The following is a 20,597-nucleotide window of genomic DNA, read 5'->3' on the forward strand; positions in this document are numbered from 1 at the left end:
AATAAATTTTCTGCTTTGGTGCAGCCAAAACCTTTAGATAGGAGTATGACCCATCTGTGATAAAAATATTAAGCTATCGAGTCATCTAATAACACATATCAGCCTGAAAATAAATTTTCTGCTTTGGTGCAGCCAAAACCTTTACATAGGAGTATGACCCATCTGTGATAAAAATATTAAGCTATCGAGTCATCTAATAACACATATCAGCCTGAAAATAAATTTTCTGCTTTGGTGCAGCCAAAACCTTTACATAGGAAATTTCAAACCTATTAGTACAGGATTTAAAAGCATTGGGTGAGCTGCCAGGCTCGGTACTGAAATTAAAATTTGGAGGGAAATGAAAAGAGTGTATTTTTGGTGTACAACATATCTAATACACTATGATACGCTTTGATAAATTCAGTTTTGGTTACAAAACAAATAAGCTATTATATCGTGATCTGCAACTTTCCCTGCAAACGGGGAATATCTATGGCCTGCTGGGGAAGAATGGGGCCGGCAAGTCAACATTGCTAAAAAGCCTGATAGGCCTGCTTTATCCGTCTTCAGGCTCTATTTCCATAAATGGTTTCAATCCATCTCATCGCAAGCCTTCTTTTTTAAGAACCATTTATTTTATTCCGGAGGAAGTGTATGTACCGGCATTGACAATTGACAGATATGTGAGTCTTTTTGCTCCGTTTTATCCTTCTTTTGATCGTGCCATGCTGGTTGCTTACCTGGATAAGCTGGACATACATACAGATGAAAGGCTGAACAAACTATCCTTTGGGCAGCAAAAAAAATTCATTATTGCGTTTGCGCTGGCCTGCAATACCAGTGTATTGATCATGGATGAGCCAACCAATGGGCTTGATATTCCTTCCAAGAAAAAATTCCGCAAGCTGATCTCTTCTGCAATGCATGAAGATCGGATCATCTTTATATCTACTCATCAAACCCGTGATCTTGAAAATCTTATAGACCAGGTAATTATTATAGACAATGGCGAGTTGTTGTTAAATGCACCTGTTGAAGCTATAGGCAAAAAACTATCGCTTAAAATAGTGCCAGATGATTATAAAGATCAACCGGTTCTTTACGAAGAGGAAGCCTTGCAGGGCCGCGCTGTTATAACAAAAAATATCGACGGGGTAGAAGCGAAGATCAATCTTGAACAACTCTTTAATGCAGCGACGGAAAATCCTGCTGTAGTGAAAGCTATTTTTAACAACTAACTTATTTCTGTATCATGAGCGATGTATTTAGTTTACGCCGTTTTGGCTGGCTTATGCGAAAGATCTTTCAGGAAAGAACTACGCAGGTGTTGGGTACCATATTGCTGTGCTTTACCGTTACTTTTATAATGTATGCTATGACGCGACTGCTGCAGGGAATAGAGGTGGCGCAAAATGGGGCGTTCGCGGTAGGGCTCCCCCTTGGCGGATCACTTATGGCTTCTGTTGTTTTCAGTTATTTCAACAATAATGCAATGGGCGCATCTTTTCTAACACTACCGGCTTCTTTGCTGGAAAAGTGGTTGTCGGGCATTTTGATTGTAGGCGTGCTTTATTTTCTTCTTTTTTTAGCTTTTTTCCGGTTGCTCGATCTTGCTTTTGTATCACAATTGCATCATAGCCTTGATCATCAGGCTCCTTTTTATAAAGAACAATATGAAGCGGTGCATTTGTTTTCCTTTACAGAATTTACTGCCTGGGGTAATTATTTGATGTTTTTTAATTTCACCGGTATCATGATGCTGGGTGCCCTGTTTTTTAATAAGGCGGCCTTTGTAAAAACTGCCTTGGTAATCTGTGCAGTTATATTAGGGTCTTTTTTATTGAATCTGTTAGTGGTAAGCCAGTTAATTAAAAATACTCAAACAGCTTTTCCTTTCAGCGTTGTGTGGATATGGGTAGGAAAAGACCGGGCGCCCATTGAGCTTTCGCCCGAAACTGCAGATAAAATAAAATTTATTTTCAGGTTTGTGCTTCCTGCTATACTTTGGAGCCTTTCTTTACTCAGATTAAAAGAGAAAGAATTTTAAAATATTCGAATGGTTTTTAAAGACAATCCAGCTATATATATCCAGATTGCCCTGTATGTCTGTGAGCAGATCCTTTTAAAGAAATGGAAGACTGAAGAAAAAATAATGAGCATTCGTGATTTGGGCGAATTAATTGAAATCAGTCCCAATACCGTGCAACGGGCTTATGATTTTTTGCAACAAAAAAATATTATCGTCAATAAACGGGGCATCGGCTTTTTTGTTGACCCTGAGGCCGAAGAAAATATCCTTTCTTTTCGCCGGGAGCAATTTATGGAAAACGAGTTACCTGAAATGTTACGAAACCTGTATTTGCTAAAGATTGATATGAAAAAGGTAAATGAATTATATGAACAATTTGTAAAAAATAACTTTCCAAATAAAAAGAAATGAAACTAACTCAGAAGATAATCATTGGTTTATTATTGTTGCTTTCGGGCGGCATCGTATTTTCTGCGACGATGTTTAAAAAGCAGTACAATAAAAATGATAAGGGCGAATTGTATTTTATTTATGGCACTATTGAAGACAGGGCATTCAGCCACTTGGTAATTAATGGAGGAAACATTTCAAATGTTGTTTACGAGCCGGCTGCCAAGCCATCGGTGCGTGTGTTTAAACGATGGAACGGATATAAGGATAAAAGAATAACCACGATTGTGCGAAATGATACGCTATACCTGAATTTTCCTGCTGAATACAAGGATATATATGAGAAGATGCAGCTCAGGCACAGTAACATAGTTCGAATTTTTTCTCCCGGGTTAAAATCCGTAACCGGCACAAATACCAACCTGAAATTATTAAAGCTAAAGCAAAAGGATCTAACCGTTAATATTTCAGGCAACTCAAATTTTGAAGTTGAAAGCCTGATCTATGATCTTAACAAAGTTTCGATCAAAGCGGCCGATACAACCGAAATCGTTTTTGAAATTTCACCCACACTAAAAAAATCGGGTTCAACAGCATTAAAACTAAACGAGGGTGAAGCAGCTCCCGATGTGAAAGGCTGGGATGCCTTTCATATAAAAACACTTAAGACTGTCATAAAAGGAACGTCTTTGGTAGATGTAGGTCATGCATCTATTGATACAATTAATGCAGATGTATCTGATTCATCTGCCATTATTCTTTCCGGCGCTACCATGAAGAAAAATCTGGTGGAAAAGCATACGGGCTTTTAAGCAGCTTTTCTGAATGATAAAGTATTGACGCGGCAAGTGGAACCTTCCGATATTGATAGCAATGTATCAGGGAAACAATCGTTTTAGAGAGATTCAAAGAAATGTTCCCTCAATTACAACCCGTAGGGGTTAGGGGAATACCGGAGACGGAGAATTTAATTACTGCTCCTTACTGCAAATGTTGAATTACTCCGTCAAACCACGGTAAACAGCGCTATAGGAAGCCAAAACTTTCGCCTATATTTGAGTGGTACTCACCTGACATAAGCTTCAATATTTCTATTAAAAATACGCATCCCTTGTTAAAACATTTGACAATGAAAAGTTTTCAATTAATACTACTTTGTTTTGTTTGTGTTGCAAAAAGTTATGGTCAGGGAGGCCAGATAGTTATAGAAATTACAAAAGAAAAGCATAAGATCTTTACTACTAAAGTGATTCAGTGGGTTAATCCCCGTGCAGATTCTTCCTGGGTGCCATCTATTGAGAAAGGCCTTAACCAGTCACTTTCGGTTAATAAACGCGCCAAACGCGCCAAAAAGGGAAAATATATCGTTTCAGTCATTTTTATTATAGACAAAGAAGGTAATATATCCGATGTAGAATGTAAAAATGATCCAGGATATCCAGGATATGGAATCGGAATACGTGAAGAAGTTGTGCGTGCAATTAAAAAATCTGGTAAGTGGGGTACTGGTAAAGGATATATAGTGCGGCCTTACAAGCATTGATGAAGGTCGAAAAGTGTTTTTGGGTTGGGGCGGATGGGGCTTTTTTGGTGGTGGCATAATTTAACCGTTCGATAAAATTTGGACTGCCTCTGTAAGACAAAAGGAACTCTGGTAATATAGCCCAAAGCTGAAATTTATATAAGCCATTCTTTGGGCTACAGTATTCAGCTTTATACTACTGATTATTTTTATAAGGAACGTCTAACTGATTTGAATTTAAATAACCGCCGTTGCATAGAAGGATGTTAATTGTTTTCCAATTCCTCAAATTCAAAAACGTATTTTGCTTTATCGTTTGATTCCATCACCGGGAGCACAATTGTATTTAGGAGAACAAGAATTATTGTTTTGACCCCACTTCCCATTTTTGATAGCGGAACAGAATAACCATACCCGGGCTGTAGGTTACAACTTTCGAACCTGTTTGTTGAAGCCCTGGATGATATTGTAAACTTTTACAATAGATACTTAGCTAAGGTTTAAATTTCAACGTGAAAAAGGAATATATGTCGGTGATGAGGATTGGGTTCGAACAAAAATACGCTGGACATGGGCCTTTCGATTCGAAAACCGGTAGCTGGCAACTGACCATCATTCCTATCGGTCATATTTAACCATAGGATTTTATTATCTCTCAAAACAGGTGCTTTTTTACCGAAACAACCCACAAGATGAGCTCATGTTATAGCGCTTGCACAGTTTTGAAAAATATTAAAATCCAAACAGCTCGCTTACCGACAAGGTCTGTAACGCTCCATATTTCTTTAACTCGTCGGGATTGATCCGCTTGTCGGATGCAATTACACAATAAGTATAGTGCTGCCCTGCCAGTGTTTCTTTATGAAATTTATAAACGTCGTCTAAAGTCAGGTCGCCGTATTGAGCATAATTATCCTGGCGAAGATCATGATCTATCCCTTTTTGTTGTGCTGTAAGATAATCTGTAATGATCGCATCTTCTGTGATCCTTTCCGTCTCTATGTTTTTCATCAACCCTGATTGGGCGTTTTTAAAGCTCCCTTCCGTTTTTGGCAGTTCGTTTAAAAGCTCATTCATGCCTGCAATGGCATCGTTCATTTTATCGGCCTGACATCCCACATATGCAACCATTGAAAAGTTATCATTTTTCTTTTCCGGTATACTGATCTGTGCATAGGTGGCATATGCCAAAGCTTTTGATTCTCTGATGGTAGAAAAAACAACAGATCCCATGTCTCCTCCAAAATAACTGTTGAATAAATTTATCAATGCTTCCTGCCGGGAGTCATATGCCGACAAATTTTTCACCCAAAAGATCTCTGCCTGTACCGCATCATAATTTGTGAATAACACTTTATTGCTTTCCTGCGGTACACGTTCAAATTTTGCAGCCTCGGGAGAAGGTAGCCAGGGAGATGGCAGATTATGCAGCTCCTGAACTTTTTTGATTAAACCGGCAACCGGCTGTGGGCCGTAATAACAGACTCTATGCTGATAATTGAATAAGGCATGCAATACATTGGTCAGGTCTTCCGGTTGTAATGCTTTAAGCTCATTATTTGACAGGGTATAATTAAAGGGGTTGTTCGGACCATACATAGCATAGGATTGCAAAGCCCTTGCGATCGCACCTTTGTTCAACAGACTGTTTGACCGGGCTTTGAATAAAGTATTTTGCAGGCCCTGTAATGCCTTCAGGTCTGGTTTGCAATTTTTCAGCAACTCTTCAAAAAGGCTTACTGCTTTATCAAAATTCTCATTCAAACCTGTTATAGAAATAGTTGTTTGCTCGCCTCCTGTGTAAATGTTGAAACTGCAGGCGAGATTGTAAAACTGCTTGCTGATCTCCTCAGAAGACCACTTGTCGGTGCCTAAATATTCTAAATACTGCGCAGCTACAGGTAATAATTTATTGTTCCTGTTTCCCATATCGAACCGGTATGATAGCTCAAACAGCTCATTTTCCCTGTTTTGAACGTACAGTACCTCGGCGTTTGACAGGTTGGTTTTTTGAAGGTCTTTATTATATTCAACCCAAACCGGCCTGATAGCGGGAAATGGTGTTTCAAGAATGGAATGAACAAAGGAGGATGTTTTGTCTTCATTGGTCACTACAGGCGTAATAGGAGGTTTATCTACCTTCACCGTGTTTTTATCCTCGCCTTTTCTTTTATAAAGTATCACATAATTCCTGTCGGTAAAGAACCGGTTGGCAAACGCAACGAGTTCTTTTTTCGTCACCTTACCCATTTCTTCTGTCATGGCTATGTCTTTGTTCCATTCCAATCCTTTAAATTTAATGAACTCATCCACCAGGTTTTCGACACGGTTCGCGTTATTCTTCAGGGATTGCAACTTGTCTAATTTATTATTGGCCACAACTGCCCTGATCAACGATTCATCAAAATGCCCGCTTTTCAGGTCTTTCAATTGCGCATTTATCAATTCCTTTGCGTCATCAAGACTTTGCCCCTGCCCTGATGAAGCAACCAGAAAGAATACGCCATAATCATTGAACTGCCACAGTACAGCGCCTGCGCCTAACACTTTTTGTTGTTTATTCAGGTTCAGATCGATCAGGCCTGCTTTCCCATTGTAAAGTACTGCGGATGCCAGGTTCGCCAATAAGGCATCCCTTGTACCTGCCGGCGCCGAGCGATACAGCATGCGTATACTTTCTGCCGTTGGGCCAAACACTTCTTTAACGATGGGCCCTTCAATATCCTTCTCTTTAGTTCCCTGGTATGCCTGCAGCGGTGCAGGCTGCATATAAGCAAATTGGCGGTCTATTTTTGTGATCAATTCATCAGCATTAAAATCACCCGCCATGATAATAGCCATATTATTGGGCACATAATACTTCTGATAATATTCTTTAATAGCCTTTATTGATGGGTTCTTCAAATGTTCAATGGTGCCAATAGTGGTTTGAAGTCCGTAATTATGCGTGGGAAACACAGTCGAGAACATGGCTTCCTGCATTTTGTTATTGTCATTGTCCAGCGCCCTGTTCTTTTCTTCATATACGGCTTCCAGCTCGGTATGAAATATTCTTAAAACGGGATTCCGAAAACGTTCAGCCTGTATGGCCAGAAACTTATCAATGGCATTGGCCGGAATATCTTCTTCATACACTGTTTGTTCAACGGAAGTATAGGCGTTGGTTCCCTGGGCGCCCAGGGCCGTCATCATTTTGGAATACTCGCCGGCAATAGCAAACTTTGCCGCTTCACCGGAAACTTTATCTATCTCCTTATAAACTTCCCTGCGTTTCGCATTGTCTTTTGTTGAATTATATTGTTCATATAAATTCTCAATATTCCACAGCAATGGTTGCTCCTTTTCCCAGTCCAGTGAACCGTATTTGTCGGTACCCTTAAATAATAAATGCTCCAGGTAGTGGGCAAGACCAGTATGGTCTTTGGGATCATTGTTGCTGCCTGTTCTTACAGCGATCCTGACTGCTATGCGGGGTTCTTTTGTGTTTTTGGAAAGAATGACCGTGAGGCCATTCTTCAAAGTATAAAAACGGGTTCCAGTTGGGTCGTTGGTCACATACTTATAATTGTACCCGCCAGAAGCTCCCTGCTTCCAGTCATAACTTTTCTGGGCATATGTTGCAATAGAAAAAACGATCGATAATAAAACCGAACAGTATATTACTCTTATCATTATAGCTTATTTAAAAATTTCAGCCAGTTTGGCTTCTAACATTTTTCCCATCAGGGTCTTCCCAACAATAACGCCATTGGGATCAATTAAAAAATTCTGAGGAATTGCCTGCACTCCGTATAATTTCGCCGCCGGGCTATCCCAAAACTTCCCGTCAGAAAGCTGTAACCATGGAAGCCCGTCATTTTTAATAGCGGCCAACCACAATGCTTTACTGTCAGACTTATCGAGTGAAACACCAATGATCGTAAAATGCTGGTCTTTGAATTTGTTATAGATTTTAATGAGGTTGGGGTTTTCAGCACGGCACGGCCCACACCAGGAAGCCCAGAAGTCGAGCAGTACATACCTGCCACGAAATGATGAGAGTTTAACCAGCTTACCTTCCGTATCGGGTATTTCAAAGTCAGGCGCTGGTTGCCCTATTGCTGTCGCTCTCATCTTTTCCAGGTTACCGGCCAATTTTTTACCGTCCTTACAGTTTTTAACTGCCGGTGACAATCCGTCAAATAAAGGTTTAACCATACTATAAGGCTGTTCATAAGCGATCTTGGGAAACAATTGCAAACCCAGCATGGAGGAAGGGTGCGTTTTTATAAACCTGACGTACGCATCCAATGTCACATCACTAAACCTTTTCCGAAAACCCTCCAGCATGGTCTCATAATCCGGCGTGTTCTGTGGTGATATTTTCCCTTCCATAAACATTTTGTCTTCGGCCGTCATATTTGAGCAAGCGGCATCGATAAGGTTGTTCAAATCGTTATCATCATTATTATAAGGAGTTCCGGTTACCTGTGAACCTATAACTGTGGCTCCTTTCGCCGCGAACTTAATAATACCAGGCTCTATATAAACCGGTCGTTGTTCCATACTATTGGTTCTCCCCACGCCGTTGGTATCAAAGATCAGTGTGGCCTCTACCGGCGTATTGGTTGCCTTCCCGGTGAATTTAAAAAAACCATTTTTCAACTCAACCGAATCTATAATAGTGGCATCACCCATGCTATACTCCAGGTATGCCTTCGCTGGTTTATTAAAAGTGCCATATCTGCCATCAATTATAAATCCCTTACTGCTCTGGCCAAAAGCAGTCATTTGTATCATTGCCAGTCCTGTAATTAATTTTTTCATTTGCTTTTATATGTCGATAGTTTTGAAAATAGGCGTTGCGATCAGGAAGTATCCGAATCTATTTAAATAATTCCTCCAGCCTGGCTTCGAGCGCTTTTCCATGCAGGTTCATTACAATTATATTTCCCTTACTATCGATCAGTAGATTTTGTGGAATAGCTTTAATGCCATATTTTTTGCTGATGGGTGAATCGAAACCTTTCAGGTCACTGAGATTGGTCCAGGGGTAGCCATCATCCCTGATGGCATTTTTCCATCGGGCTGCATCCGTATCCAGCGAAACGCCTATTACGCTCAACCCCTTCGGTTTGTATTTTTTGTACAATGGCAACAACGCCCTGGCCTGTGAACGGCAAGGCGCACACCAGCTTGCCCAGAAATCGATGAAGGTATATTTGCTGGCGGCCGTGATGGTTTTGGTAGCCACTTTTTTCCCTTCCGTATTCGCCATGATAAAATCTTCATATTGCAGGATCACGGCTGGTTTATCAGGAGCCGCCGCAATCTTTTCTTCCCCGGCACCTGGGGATGCGCCCTCTTTATCGTTTACCACCAGCGTATACTCTTTGGAGGAAGGCGGCAAACACATTTCATCGTTGCATGCCATGTATTTGATCCGGAAACGCAACGTCGTTTTCTGGTCGGCTTTCAACTGAATGGTTTGCGAAAAAGTAACCCCTCTTGCATAATACACCACCCTTCCGCTATTTGACGGTTCAACCCCTTTTTCCTCCAGCTTCCCGATCAGTTCCACATTGGGATCTTTCTCAAACGTAATCGTGGTAGGCATTCCTAACCCGCCTGCAAAAGTCTGCGGATAGATGTGAAACGGTTCATCGATCGATGCCGTGAAATCTATTATAAAAGTGCGCGGTGCAATAGAATCACTATTAAATTTCCAGGAAACCGGGTGGTTGTCCTGAGCCTGGCCATGAAAAACTGCCAGGCTCGCTAACCACAAAAAAAACATCGATCTCATATGTATGCATTGAGTTACTTATTACCCTTTATACCTTGCTTTGGTGATCTCTACCATTGACTTCAGCTTGTAATATTCCCGGTCGGTGGAACCGGCATAGCCGGAGCTGTAAAATCTTATATTACCCAAAGGATCAAACACGATTTTGGTAGGTGTTCCCTGAACATCATATGCTTTGTTATCCTCATCCTGTAAAATATCAAGCGTAATTCCTTTCTTTGCCACAAATGATTTTACGGTGGCCTGATCTTCGAACAGGTTCACTACGAACATTTGAAAAGCCTCTTTTTTGTAATCAGCCACCACCCGCTCAAAGCCACTGAATGCGGCCACACAGGGCGTGCACATCGTAGTCCAGAAATCCAGCGCCAACACCTTCCCTTTATAGTCACCCAGCTTAACGGACCTGCCATTCAAATCCACCATCGAAATATCTTTTACAGGCTGTTTGGCCTGGAAGAGCTTCATGGGTTTCGCGTCTTTACGTTGATTGGGAAAAAATCCATCTAAGGTTGTTTGGGGAGAAGCGATGTATAATTTCGCTACTTCTTTATAACATTCCTGGTAGGCTTCCTGCTGTAGTTCTTTGAGGTATTTTTCAAATCCTTTGTCGGAACCTTTCACTTTGGTGTACACCTGTCTGAAGGTATTCACCATAACGGGTTTTGAATCCGCCTCGCGGAAAGCTTTGCTTAAGGTATCGAATGCCACCTGGTCTTTCCCCGCTGCTGATAACACGATGGCATACCGGTTCAGGTAATTAGCTCTGGCATCCCTGAAATATTTCATATTGCGCATCCCATCTTTCACCTCCGAAGAACCGGTCAGCATTTTTTCGGCGATGGCTATATTTCCCAATTGGGCATTCACCGCGGCATTTACTTCCATGATAGGCTGCGCTCTGCCGATGGGATCACTGATTGTTCCGTCTGCTATGTCTTTCAATATTCCTCCCGACACTTTCTCCAATTCGGCCGGGTTCTTATTGGCATCCAGCAGGTATTCCATGGCATAGGTAAGATACATGAGCTGCAATACATTGAATTTCGGTTTGGTGTTCTTATAATACCAATACCGTTCATAGTTTCCCTGTGAAAGCCACCCCAGCGCCAATTGCGCCCGGTATTCCTCATACATGGATGGTTTGGCAGGATCAATGGGCGCGTCCTTCAGCATTTCTTCGTATTGCTTCTCCTGGTCTTCCACATGCACCATCAAAGCAAACTCCTCAAAATTATATTTTGTGGTTTTTACCTGCTGTGCAAAAACAGGGCTCGAGATTAATAATAGCAAGAGTAACTTTTTCATCTTTATAAATTTTGGATTTATTTATTTTCAACCAACCCCTTGTTTTGGGCCAACATGCGTTCGCCGAACTTCAAGGCAAATCGTTCAGGCTTCAGCGTATAGGTGGCCACTACGTTGCCTGCATCGTCATACAATTTGTGGGTGTATTTAACCGTATTGCTGTACACCGGGTCTACAGAGAGCCGGCGCATATCCATCCAGCGCATGCCCGAGGTGGCGAATTCACGAATACGTTCATCGAGAATGAAACGAACCAGCGCTTCTTTATTACCTGCTATGTTCACTGGTACAGCTGCAATATTAGCAGGCATCCTTTTGGCGCGCAACACTTCCAGGTCGCTCTTTGCACCCGTAAGGTCACCTGCCCTTGCTTTTAACTCGGCCCGCATCAGGTAAAGATCGGGTAACGAAGGGCCTACCTGCAATCCGCTAAATAACGCAGCGGAGTAACGCCGCATTCCACCGGGAAATATTACACCCGGATCGAACATTTCTGTTTCGGAGAACAACCTCAACCTGTAATCCATGGGATCGTACAAGGCCGCTGTTTCGGGCGAGAACACGTAGGTATTGGCCTGCTGCAATTGAAAATTGCTCATAGTGAGATTGTACATCACCTCTGTATTATTGGCGGCCAAAGGAAAATTCGACAACCCGAAACCGAAGTCGGGGAACCAGGAGTCGGGGTTGTTTTCGTCCAACACGATGTTGTAATCGTACAACTCCAGCGGGATGGTAGCCTTGCGCAGTTCGGTAAACGCCGCATCCACGTGGGTTCTGGCTTCACTGAACTTTGCCATATATAAATACACCCGGCCCAGCAGGAATTCGGCCGCCGCTCGCGAAAATTTTCGCCGGTGGGTCAACGGCTCCAGATCAGGCAAGGCATCTGTAAGGTCTTTTAGGATGAAATCGTAGCTTTCCTGCACGGAAGCCCGTACAAATGAAGACTGGGTTACATCTGCTTTGGTAAGCAGTGGCACACCCAGGTCGGTAGCTGCGGTAGCCGCCTTATAAGGCAGCGAATAATCATTGAGAAAATAAAGATGGCAAAGCGCCCTGCCTACTTTAGCCTGCGCCAGGATCGCCTTTTTTTGCTGATCCGTACCTCCCTGCGACTGCATCACTTCGTTGATGACCTTATTGAAGGTATAGATGCTGGTGAGATGCCAGGTTTCGGATGGAAGCTGATCTTCATCATACACCCTGTCTTCATACCTGAATAACCGTTGCGTTCTGATGGCTGCGGCATCCATATAAGATTGCTGGGCGGCCATTTCATCACCCAGGTACAAAGAGGGAGCGTACTGCACCTGGAGCGCTACAGCGTTCATCAATTGTTCATAATCGAGCGTTGTTTTTGCTATGCGGGAACCCTTGGCCTCAATTTCCAAAAAGTCTTTGGAACAGGCGGTTTGAAGAAGCAGCCCTATAAAAAGAAATGGTATTGATAATTTATGAATTGATCTCATAATTGTAAAGCTGGTTTTGATTAAAGAGTGAGGTGTGCGCCAACGGTAATGGTACCCTGCCCTGTGCGGATATTCCGGTAACCATCAGGCGATTGAAACTCAGGGTCGATGCCGAGGTTATTTTTCTTCCAGAGCATGAGGTTCGATACCTGTGCCCGGAACGTTAAACCCTCAGCGCCCATACGTTGTACAAAACCCCTGGCGAGGGAGTAAGAAAGCGTGATCTCCCTGATCTTTGCGTAAGAAGCGTTAAAGGAGTTCAAATTTGAGTACTGATAATACAAGTCATTTCTGGCATCCGCGATACTGCTGTTATAGGCGTACCTCGGAATTTTTGTTTTGTTTTCGTCCCCCGGCGCCTTCCAGCGATTGGCGAATTCGGGTTGAATATTATTTTGATACAGGGCTTCACTCCATACCCGGTTGAAATCCCGGAAAAGCACATGTCCTAAATTGAAGCTGATGTTAACGCCTAACTGAAAACCTTTGTAAGTAACCGTATTGAACAACCCGCCGGTACATACCGGCTGAAACGTGCCCGCCACATGAATATCTTCAGGTTTAGAACCGTTCTTTGCAGACAATATTTTTCCATCGGCCTGAATGATCTGGGGATCCCCGGATGCATTCAATCCGCCATTTATAAACTCGAATAACGCATACGCAGGTTTTCCTTCCGCGAAAGAGGAATTGATCATACCTGTACCGGTGGTGATGGCAGAAGCGGTAGCCATCCTGGTTATTTTATTTTTGTTATACGCCACATTCAATACGGTGATCCAGCCAAAATTTTGTTTATTGATGTTGATGGAGTTCAGGCTGAATTCGATGCCTTTATTCTCGATATCGCCATAATTGCCAATAACGGTAGCATACCCTGTCAAGGGGGCCGTCATCAGGGGGCCAATGAGGTCGGTAGTTTTTTTCTCATAAAAATCAATCGACCCGCCGAATCTCGATCTGAAAAAAGTAAAATCCAATCCGGTATTGTAGATCCTCGTGCCTTCCCAGGTAAGCTTATCGTTTCCAGGTGTTGCCACGATCAACCCCACGCCATTCACATAATTAACGTTTGCAGCTGCCTGCAGAATATCGAAAGAGGCGGCTTGTGCCGGCCGGGGCGCATTACCCGTTATGCCGTACGTGAATCGGATATTCAGCCGGTTCACCCAGTCCACCGATTTCATGAAGGCTTCGTTATTCAGCAACCATTTGCCGCCAATGCTGTACACCGGTCTGTTCTGTGCGGATTTTGCAAGGCCGAATAAATTACTCTGATCAATTCTCCAGCTCGCATTCAACGCATACCTGCGATCATACATATAACCTAGTGTAGAATAATAGGAAGTCGTTCTGGCCACAGCGCCTTCGCCGCCCCTTACGTTGTTGTTGGCCAATACCCTTGTTCCACCGGGTATGGTGCCGGTAATTCCCTTCATCAGCGTATCGATATTTACAGGCCGGCCAACCTGCAGCTGGTCATCCCAACCGTAATAGGTAGCTGAATCAGTAAGCGGCGTAATACTGGTGGCTTCCTGACCAAACAGTGCCGTCACCTGATGCGGATCCCAGCTCCGATCGAATACCAGCTGGTTTCGAACCGTCCAGTTTTTTTGTGACGCATTGTTAACGGTGAGCATGCCGCCATCTTTCGGCAACCAATACCTGGGATTGCTGGTACTGCCAGGAGACTCCGTAAACTTAACCAACTGGTCCCTTACTACATAACTTTCCTGGTCCTGGGTCAAACGGCTGTTCCTTGAAAACGTCTGGTAGCCATACGTACCTTCAAAGCGAAGGCCTTTCCCTATTTGCAACCGGGCGCTTCCTACTACCCGGCCCGCAATCAGATTGTTCTTTGCGTGCGCCCGGTTCATTTCATCTATGGGTATATAATCGAGGTTAACCCGGCTTCTGGCAGCGTAGTCAAGCCTGAGCGAATCGCTGTAATTACCAAGAAAGTTTACTGCCAGGGGATTTCCTGCATTATCGCGAAAACGCTGGTAGGGCACAAACGATACGTCGGGAGCCGTAATGCCGTTACCGAGATTGGCAGCACTTGCTACGGTATTTGTAAGATCGGTTATTAATGACAGCTGTAGTCTCTTGTTAAGATTGAAATCCTGCCGAAGGTTCAATTTATAGGTATTGTTCTTTTCACCGCGTGTGCTGCTTTGAATGCCTGTATAGCTGACCGATCCGTAAAAACTGTACACGTTCCCACCCCCTGAAAGCGAAACAGTATGATTGGTGGTAGCGGCCTTTCTATAAAAAATATCAGCAATCTCCCCCCTGTTATCAATAGCTGCCAGGCTGTCTAAACTTTTATCAGCCTGCTGCTGGGTGATCAGTCCGCGGTACTGGTCATACTGGATCTGTAGATGCGGGGGAACGGGAACGAGCGTTTGCACCGAACTCCAGTTATTATACGGTGCATATTGCGGAAAGATCTCTTTGGCAACGGCAATAAATTCCCGGCTGTTCAATTTGGGAACATATGCGCGGTCGGGCCTGCCCTGGAAATTATAATACCCATCGTATTCAACCCGAAGTTTTTGTGCTGCTTTACCTTTTTTGGTGGTAATAACGATCACACCGTTGGCGGCTTTGGCGCCCCAGATAGAAGCGGCAGACGCATCGCGCAGAATGGTGATGTCTTCAACGTCCTGCGGATTGATGTTAGAAATGGGATTAGATATATTGAATACATTGTTACGGGAATCATCGCTGGTGTTATCGGATGGCAATTCCACCCCGTCTACCACGATCAGGGGCGACCTGGTAGAATTGAGCGAAGTTAACCCCCGGATCAGCAAGGGCTCTCCGCCGGGTGCGTTGTTCACTACCAACCCGGGTGCTAACCCATCCAGTCTTTGCAGGATGTTGGTACTGCCTGACCTGGTGGCAACAGTAACCATGTCTACTTTGGCCACCGAACCGGTATTTCGCTCCCGGGTAATTTTCTGGTAACCGGTAGAAACCACCTCTGCCAGTTCCAATACCTGTTCAGCAGGCGTAAGCACCACCGTTATCATTTGTGCATCTGTTATTTTCACTTCCATTTCATTGAAGCCAACAAATGTTATTACCAACACTTCTCCTTTTTCCGCTTCCAGCTTAAACAGGCCTTTCTCATCACTCATCGCCACGTTTTGGCTTCCTTTTACCCGGATGGTGGCCCCCCTTAAAGGATTCTTATTATTATCTGTTACCTTTCCTGATACCAGTATCTTTTGCGATGGAGAACCAGAAAATTTCACCTCTTTTTCGCGCATCACTACCACATTGCCCTGTTTTATTTCAAAAGTGAGTTTCTCCGGTTTCAAAATGGCAGTCAAAAAATCAGCCAGCGGCATCTGGCGCGCATCGATTGTTACAGGGTTCGTATTCTTTATATACTCATCATTGTAAAAAACAGTAACGCCGGTTTGTTTTTCAACGATCTTAAAAACATTCCGCAAAGGTTCCTTCTGTAAATTCGCTGTAACAGATTGCGCCAGTCCTGCAGCTTGTACCTGAATTAAAAAGGCAGTTAATAAAACAATTGTCAGTTTCATTGCTAACAGCGTTTTGGTTGAAACCGTCGGGCAGCTACAGGCACAACGGGCCGTTCCAGGCCACGACGGCTGGTTTAAAGCAGAAAATTCCATAACTTGGTTCTGGTTTGGTTGATAATAAGCAGTTGTCTCGAAATAATAATTGCTTTATTGGCTGGCCAAATATCCACCGGAGATGTTCTCAGCATCTTCGGTTTTTTTATGCAGCCTGTTGGTTATTTCATCATGATGATATTTTAAGTTTTAAATTTTGAGTTATCCGGGGAGTATGACCAGCTTCCTGTTTCCTTCCAATTTGTAGCGAAGCCCAACGTTCCCGAGGAAATAAAGAACATCGGTAAAAGGCAGGCTTCTCTTAATGGTACCGCCAAGCTGAACCCTGGGCACCGGTTGTTCATACACCACCTCAATATCATACCATCTTGCAAGCTGCCGCATAGCTTCTTCCAGTGGAACATTTTCAAAATCGAATACGCCGGCTTTCCAGGCAACAACAGCAGCTACATTTACATCGTTGTATACCCTGATAGGGTCATTCCCTTTCGTCATCAGCGCCTGCTGCCCCGGCGAAAGCACTTTGAACAATTGCGTATTGGCCTGGTTCATTCCTACTTTAACCGATCCCTGCAGCAGGGTTGTACGAACAGCTCCTTCATTTTCATAAGCATTCACATTAAAATGGGTACCGAGCACTTCAACCCAGGTCCTTCCATTGACGTCTACCCTGAAAGGATTATCAGCTTTATGGGCCACCTCCAGGTATACTTCGCCTGCAACGTGAATCAATCTTTCTTTACCGGTGAATGCTATAGGATAACGGATGGAACTTTCTGCGTTCAACCAAATGTTCGTTCCATCCGACAGCTTTAGCTGAAATTGCCGGCCCTTTGGGGTAGAGATGGTGTTGTATAGCACTTTGGAGCCGGTTCCTTCATACTGCAATATGCCGTTCCTGATGCTGGCCATTACTCCTCCCTGCAAGGCTATCTTCCCATTTTGCAGGGTATCTAAAAGCACTTTCGATCCATCTGATAATGTCAGTAAAGTGCCCGTTTTGCCAGGCTGAACATTTTCGGTTGATCGCACGATCTCAGCAGGTGAGTTGCCCTTTTTATTCTGAAACCAGAGGTAAGCGCCAATACCTGCTATAAATGCTATGGACGCTGCTACCGCCCACCATTTTCGTATAAAATGAACCCGGTGAACAGGAGCCATCGTTGGAACCACCTCATTTTCATCAGGCAATGACCTGTTTGGATAACGGTCAAGGATATTCCTGATCATCATTTGCTGTTGCTCGTCGCTGAATTGCCCTTCGTCTTCCATTTTTTCCCATATTTCCTCAAGGGCAGGAATGATATCCCGTTCGGCAGAGGCAACTTGTAACATTTCGATAAGCTCCTGTTTTTCAGCTTCTACGAACTGATCATTTGCCCACAGTTCCAGCAGTTGCAGTAGTCTGTGATTCACCATTCAACTAATTTATTTGTATGGATTTAAGGCTTCTGTATTTAGGAGTACGTTTCTGTAAAAAAGGGGGTATGCGATCGAAAAAAAATTACAATTTCTTGATCAGGAACGCGATTATAATGTTCAGGCCATAGTTCCTGATATAATCAACGATAGAGGAAGAGGCGATCTGAAGATATTTTTTTACTGTTTCCCGGCTGATGTTCATTTCCTGTGCTATTTCGGCATATTTCTTCCCTTCTAACCGGGCTAGTATCCAAACTTTCTTCTGTTGGGGCGGAAGCCGGTCAATAGCGTTCTTCACCAGGTTATCATAGGCATCTTTTAATGAGGCCTGATCCCGGACTTCAGGATTATCTAAACTGGTTTGGGTAAGCTGGTGCCATTCCTGCCTTTTCCGGTTCTCACGGTCAATATTCTTCAGCATCCGCACAGCATGATGCCTGGAGATCACAAATAGCCAGGAACGAAAGCTTTCCACTCCTTTGAGAGATTCCCTGGTCAGCCATAGTTGGGTGAAAATATCCTGCACTACATCGGAAGCTATATCCCGGTCTTTGGTTAGTTTGACCAGGTAGGTAAAAAGCAGGCCGGAATACATATTCACAAGCATGGAAAAAGCCTGTTCATCTCCTGTGGAGATCTGCAGGAGCAATTGGCGTTCACTATGCTGATTTATGCCTGACAATTAACTGACTGGAATTGGTATATCTGCAATACTATTAAAAAATTCACATAATTAGGACGTCGCAAATACAAAAAGCCCGATCAGTTCATATACCGTCTTGTACGTGTATATGTACCTTTAGAAAACTCACGACCAACGTTCTTCGATCTTGGATGTAAGAGTTGAGAAATTCTTCCTGCGTTACTCCATTCAAGAAGTTGACCCCAATGACACCGCCCTTATTGCGGCTATCTCTGTGGACAACCGGACAAACAAAGAAACGAGGAAGACCTGCTCACAACTTACCCCCATCTCACGGGTATTTCGACAGACAATGTCGGATATATCGTGAGGGGTGACATTATGAAAAAGGCCCAGGACGAGTTATTCAAAGTGCATCGTGAACTGTTGGACGCTCAAGAAGGGCGCGTCAAAACGAAACAAGTGCTGACGCTATCACGCCTGGCATTTTCCATTTGTCAGGCTTGGCGAGCAAGCTCGCCACCCTCCCAAAATGCAAAATGCCCCCTATCGGGAGCACTTGTTTTGTTTCTGCGGGCTGTAGGTTACAACTTTCGAACCGGTTTGCGGAGGATCTTAATAAAATAGTAAATTTTTGCAATGGGTATTTGACAAAGATTCAAACATCAATATGAAAAAGACATGTGTGTTGGTGATGGGGATTATGTTCGAACAAAAAGACTATTTCAAAGAAAGATTTACTAAAGTCCACTGGATGATCTAAACTAAACCTGAGTAGTATTTGCGGTACCCGGTAAGAACCGCGTTTTTTGTTAAGTAGATTAAAAATAATTATTTGAAAAAATGGTTTTTGCCAAAAGTAGCGTATAATAGCGCTAATATATTGTAAGATGCAATTTTTATGACGACAGCGTTCAAATATATAATCGTGACATTGAATTTTAGTTTGACACTTGCTGCTAGTGCTCAAACAGCAAAGTCGGTTGACTATTTTTCTTCAATCAAGAACTACGACCTAAGCAAATTGTGGCGTGCTGACAGCATACTAGCAGAAGGTGACGGAGACAAAATTCCATTTCCAGAGCCGCTTGGTTACATAGGTGACAATTACCAGCGCTTCTACATTCATTACATTACGGTATCAAAAAGCAAGGAAAGCCCTTATCAGTACAAGGTTTACGGCAAGACAAAAGTCAAAGACAATGTTTGCAGCTTCAACGGGACAATTACCGTTAAGAAAACAATGCTTTATAAAGAAAGTGACGACCCCAGATATAAACAAGGTTCTGTTATCTGCGAAGTTATTTTTTATGAAGACAGCACACATGCATCAAGCGGTGTAATTAAAGGAACACTGACAAGTGACTTTTATCTTGACAAGACAGGTAAACTTCACTACGATGCTTTAATGCTTGTGGCTGACGGCTTCCATAACAATCAATGTAAAGCAACATGGACAAGTTACAAGACAGGGAAAAGCAAAAAATGTAATTGGGGAGACTTTAGAATGCCTGACTGCAAAGACTTGGACAACGGTGCGGGTGACGTTTCTATTAATCAGAAATACATCAAAAATGGTTGGGAGACATTTGTTGCTGCATATAGTGCGGACAGCGACACTGCGAAGAAAGCACAACAAGTTGAAGATGCTAAGTGGTGGGACTAAAACTGCAGCTTACATCGGTTTTGTGCGAGTGGGGCACCACGTCATATCATCAGCTATGTGCTATTATTAGCAGTAGCTTCAGTCGTGACGAATAACATTCAGCAATAGAACAAACAATGAACTTTAATTAATAAATTGAACAGCGGTTATGGGCAGATGCAACAAAGAGTTCCCAACCTGCACAAAGCCGTCCAACGTTATGTAATTATTTGAAAAGCCGTATTCTACAATCAAGACTGAGATGAGACACTTCCTTTTAACTACATTCGCAGCTCTTTGCGTGACACTTTGTTTTTCACAGAAATCTTTAATTGTAGGTCAGCGTATCAGAGGCGATTTTAATGGAGACGGTAAGATGGAAACAGCTTTTGTAAAGCAAACCATGAGTGCCAAAACAAAAGCGAAAGGTTGGACATTGTTTTTTTCCGACAAAACCATTCCACCTATGCGACTTGGTTGTTGTGATGTTTACCTGATTAACGAAGGTGACTTGAATAAAGACAAGGCGACAGAAATATCTGTTTTCCAAGCCCCAGAAAACGGTTGCACTTACATGTGGACAACTTACAGCTATAAATCAGGTGAATGGAAAAAGCTTATTCCCATGTTTTTAGTTCCGACTTATTGCGACCCATTCACTGCCGCAGACTTGAAAAAGAAAGTGTTTACTGAAAATGGCAAGGTTTACTATTGGGACATAGACCCCAACGAGAAAGAAGGCAAACCACTGAAAAAGCAAGTAGCGGTAAAGTGACGGAAAACAACAC

At 43.1% G+C, this 20,597-nt stretch carries 15 protein-coding genes and 1 pseudogene; 8 read left to right on the top strand and 8 right to left on the bottom strand.

What is annotated here, in order from left to right:
- The first annotated feature begins 383 nt into the window (after positions 1-383).
- The 6 genes and pseudogenes from AC59IL_RS38255 (at position 384) to AC59IL_RS38280 (ending at position 3,944) form a co-directional block, all read left to right on the top strand.
- Positions 384-1,220, top strand: coding sequence for an ABC transporter ATP-binding protein (locus tag AC59IL_RS38255; RefSeq protein WP_496557536.1), 837 nt, complete (start codon positions 384-386; stop codon positions 1,218-1,220).
- A 14-nt stretch (positions 1,221-1,234) separates the two neighbouring features.
- Positions 1,235-2,029, top strand: a complete 795-nt coding sequence (locus AC59IL_RS38260) for a hypothetical protein (RefSeq protein WP_496557537.1) — start codon at positions 1,235-1,237, stop codon at positions 2,027-2,029.
- Positions 2,030-2,038: 9 nt separating this feature from the next.
- Positions 2,039-2,422 (top strand): GntR family transcriptional regulator, encoded by a 384-nt coding sequence (locus tag AC59IL_RS38265; protein ID WP_496557538.1) that lies wholly within the window; start codon positions 2,039-2,041, stop codon positions 2,420-2,422.
- Positions 2,419-3,213: a hypothetical protein gene (locus AC59IL_RS38270; protein WP_496557539.1), complete on the top strand. Its 795-nt coding sequence runs from the start codon at positions 2,419-2,421 to the stop codon at positions 3,211-3,213. The genes AC59IL_RS38265 and AC59IL_RS38270 overlap by 4 nt, the downstream gene beginning before the upstream one ends.
- 43 nt (positions 3,214-3,256) lie before the next feature.
- Positions 3,257-3,346, top strand: a pseudogene (locus tag AC59IL_RS38275) (winged helix-turn-helix transcriptional regulator); the annotation flags it as partial.
- 184 nt (positions 3,347-3,530) lie between these two features.
- Positions 3,531-3,944, top strand: a complete 414-nt coding sequence (locus AC59IL_RS38280) for an energy transducer TonB (protein WP_496557540.1) — start codon at positions 3,531-3,533, stop codon at positions 3,942-3,944.
- Between the two features lie 711 nt (positions 3,945-4,655).
- Here AC59IL_RS38280 and AC59IL_RS38285 read toward each other — a convergent pair.
- From AC59IL_RS38285 to AC59IL_RS38320, 8 genes are all read right to left on the bottom strand, one after another.
- The gene (locus AC59IL_RS38285) at positions 4,656-7,595 is read right to left on the bottom strand and encodes a M16 family metallopeptidase (protein ID WP_496557541.1); all 2,940 of its coding nucleotides are present in this window, start codon (positions 7,593-7,595) and stop codon (positions 4,656-4,658) included.
- 6 nt (positions 7,596-7,601) lie between these two features.
- Positions 7,602-8,729: a redoxin domain-containing protein gene (locus AC59IL_RS38290; protein WP_496557542.1), complete on the bottom strand. Its 1,128-nt coding sequence runs from the start codon at positions 8,727-8,729 to the stop codon at positions 7,602-7,604.
- 58 nt (positions 8,730-8,787) lie between these two features.
- Complete coding sequence (locus AC59IL_RS38295) at positions 8,788-9,708, bottom strand: TlpA family protein disulfide reductase (protein WP_496557543.1); 921 nt, start codon at positions 9,706-9,708, stop codon at positions 8,788-8,790.
- A gap of 21 nt (positions 9,709-9,729) precedes the next feature.
- Complete coding sequence (locus AC59IL_RS38300; RefSeq protein WP_496557544.1) at positions 9,730-11,016, bottom strand: peroxiredoxin family protein; 1,287 nt, start codon at positions 11,014-11,016, stop codon at positions 9,730-9,732.
- Positions 11,017-11,033: 17 nt separating this feature from the next.
- The gene (locus AC59IL_RS38305) at positions 11,034-12,488 is read right to left on the bottom strand and encodes a RagB/SusD family nutrient uptake outer membrane protein (RefSeq protein WP_496557545.1); all 1,455 of its coding nucleotides are present in this window, start codon (positions 12,486-12,488) and stop codon (positions 11,034-11,036) included.
- Between the two features lie 20 nt (positions 12,489-12,508).
- A complete protein-coding gene (locus AC59IL_RS38310; RefSeq protein WP_496557546.1) occupies positions 12,509-16,045 on the bottom strand; it encodes a SusC/RagA family TonB-linked outer membrane protein in 3,537 nt (1,178 codons plus the stop codon).
- A 255-nt stretch (positions 16,046-16,300) separates the two neighbouring features.
- Positions 16,301-17,518, bottom strand: a complete 1,218-nt coding sequence (locus AC59IL_RS38315; protein ID WP_496557547.1) for a FecR family protein — start codon at positions 17,516-17,518, stop codon at positions 16,301-16,303.
- Between the two features lie 85 nt (positions 17,519-17,603).
- A complete protein-coding gene (locus AC59IL_RS38320; RefSeq protein WP_496557548.1) occupies positions 17,604-18,203 on the bottom strand; it encodes an RNA polymerase sigma factor in 600 nt (199 codons plus the stop codon).
- An 889-nt stretch (positions 18,204-19,092) separates the two neighbouring features.
- Between AC59IL_RS38320 and AC59IL_RS38325 the strand changes: the two genes are divergently transcribed.
- Positions 19,093-19,830 (top strand): hypothetical protein, encoded by a 738-nt coding sequence (locus tag AC59IL_RS38325; RefSeq protein WP_496557549.1) that lies wholly within the window; start codon positions 19,093-19,095, stop codon positions 19,828-19,830.
- Between the two features lie 241 nt (positions 19,831-20,071).
- Positions 20,072-20,584 (top strand): hypothetical protein, encoded by a 513-nt coding sequence (locus AC59IL_RS38330; protein WP_496557550.1) that lies wholly within the window; start codon positions 20,072-20,074, stop codon positions 20,582-20,584.
- The last annotated feature ends 13 nt before the right edge of the window (positions 20,585-20,597 follow it).

It is taken from the genome of Niastella sp. sgz303648, assembly GCF_059587045.1.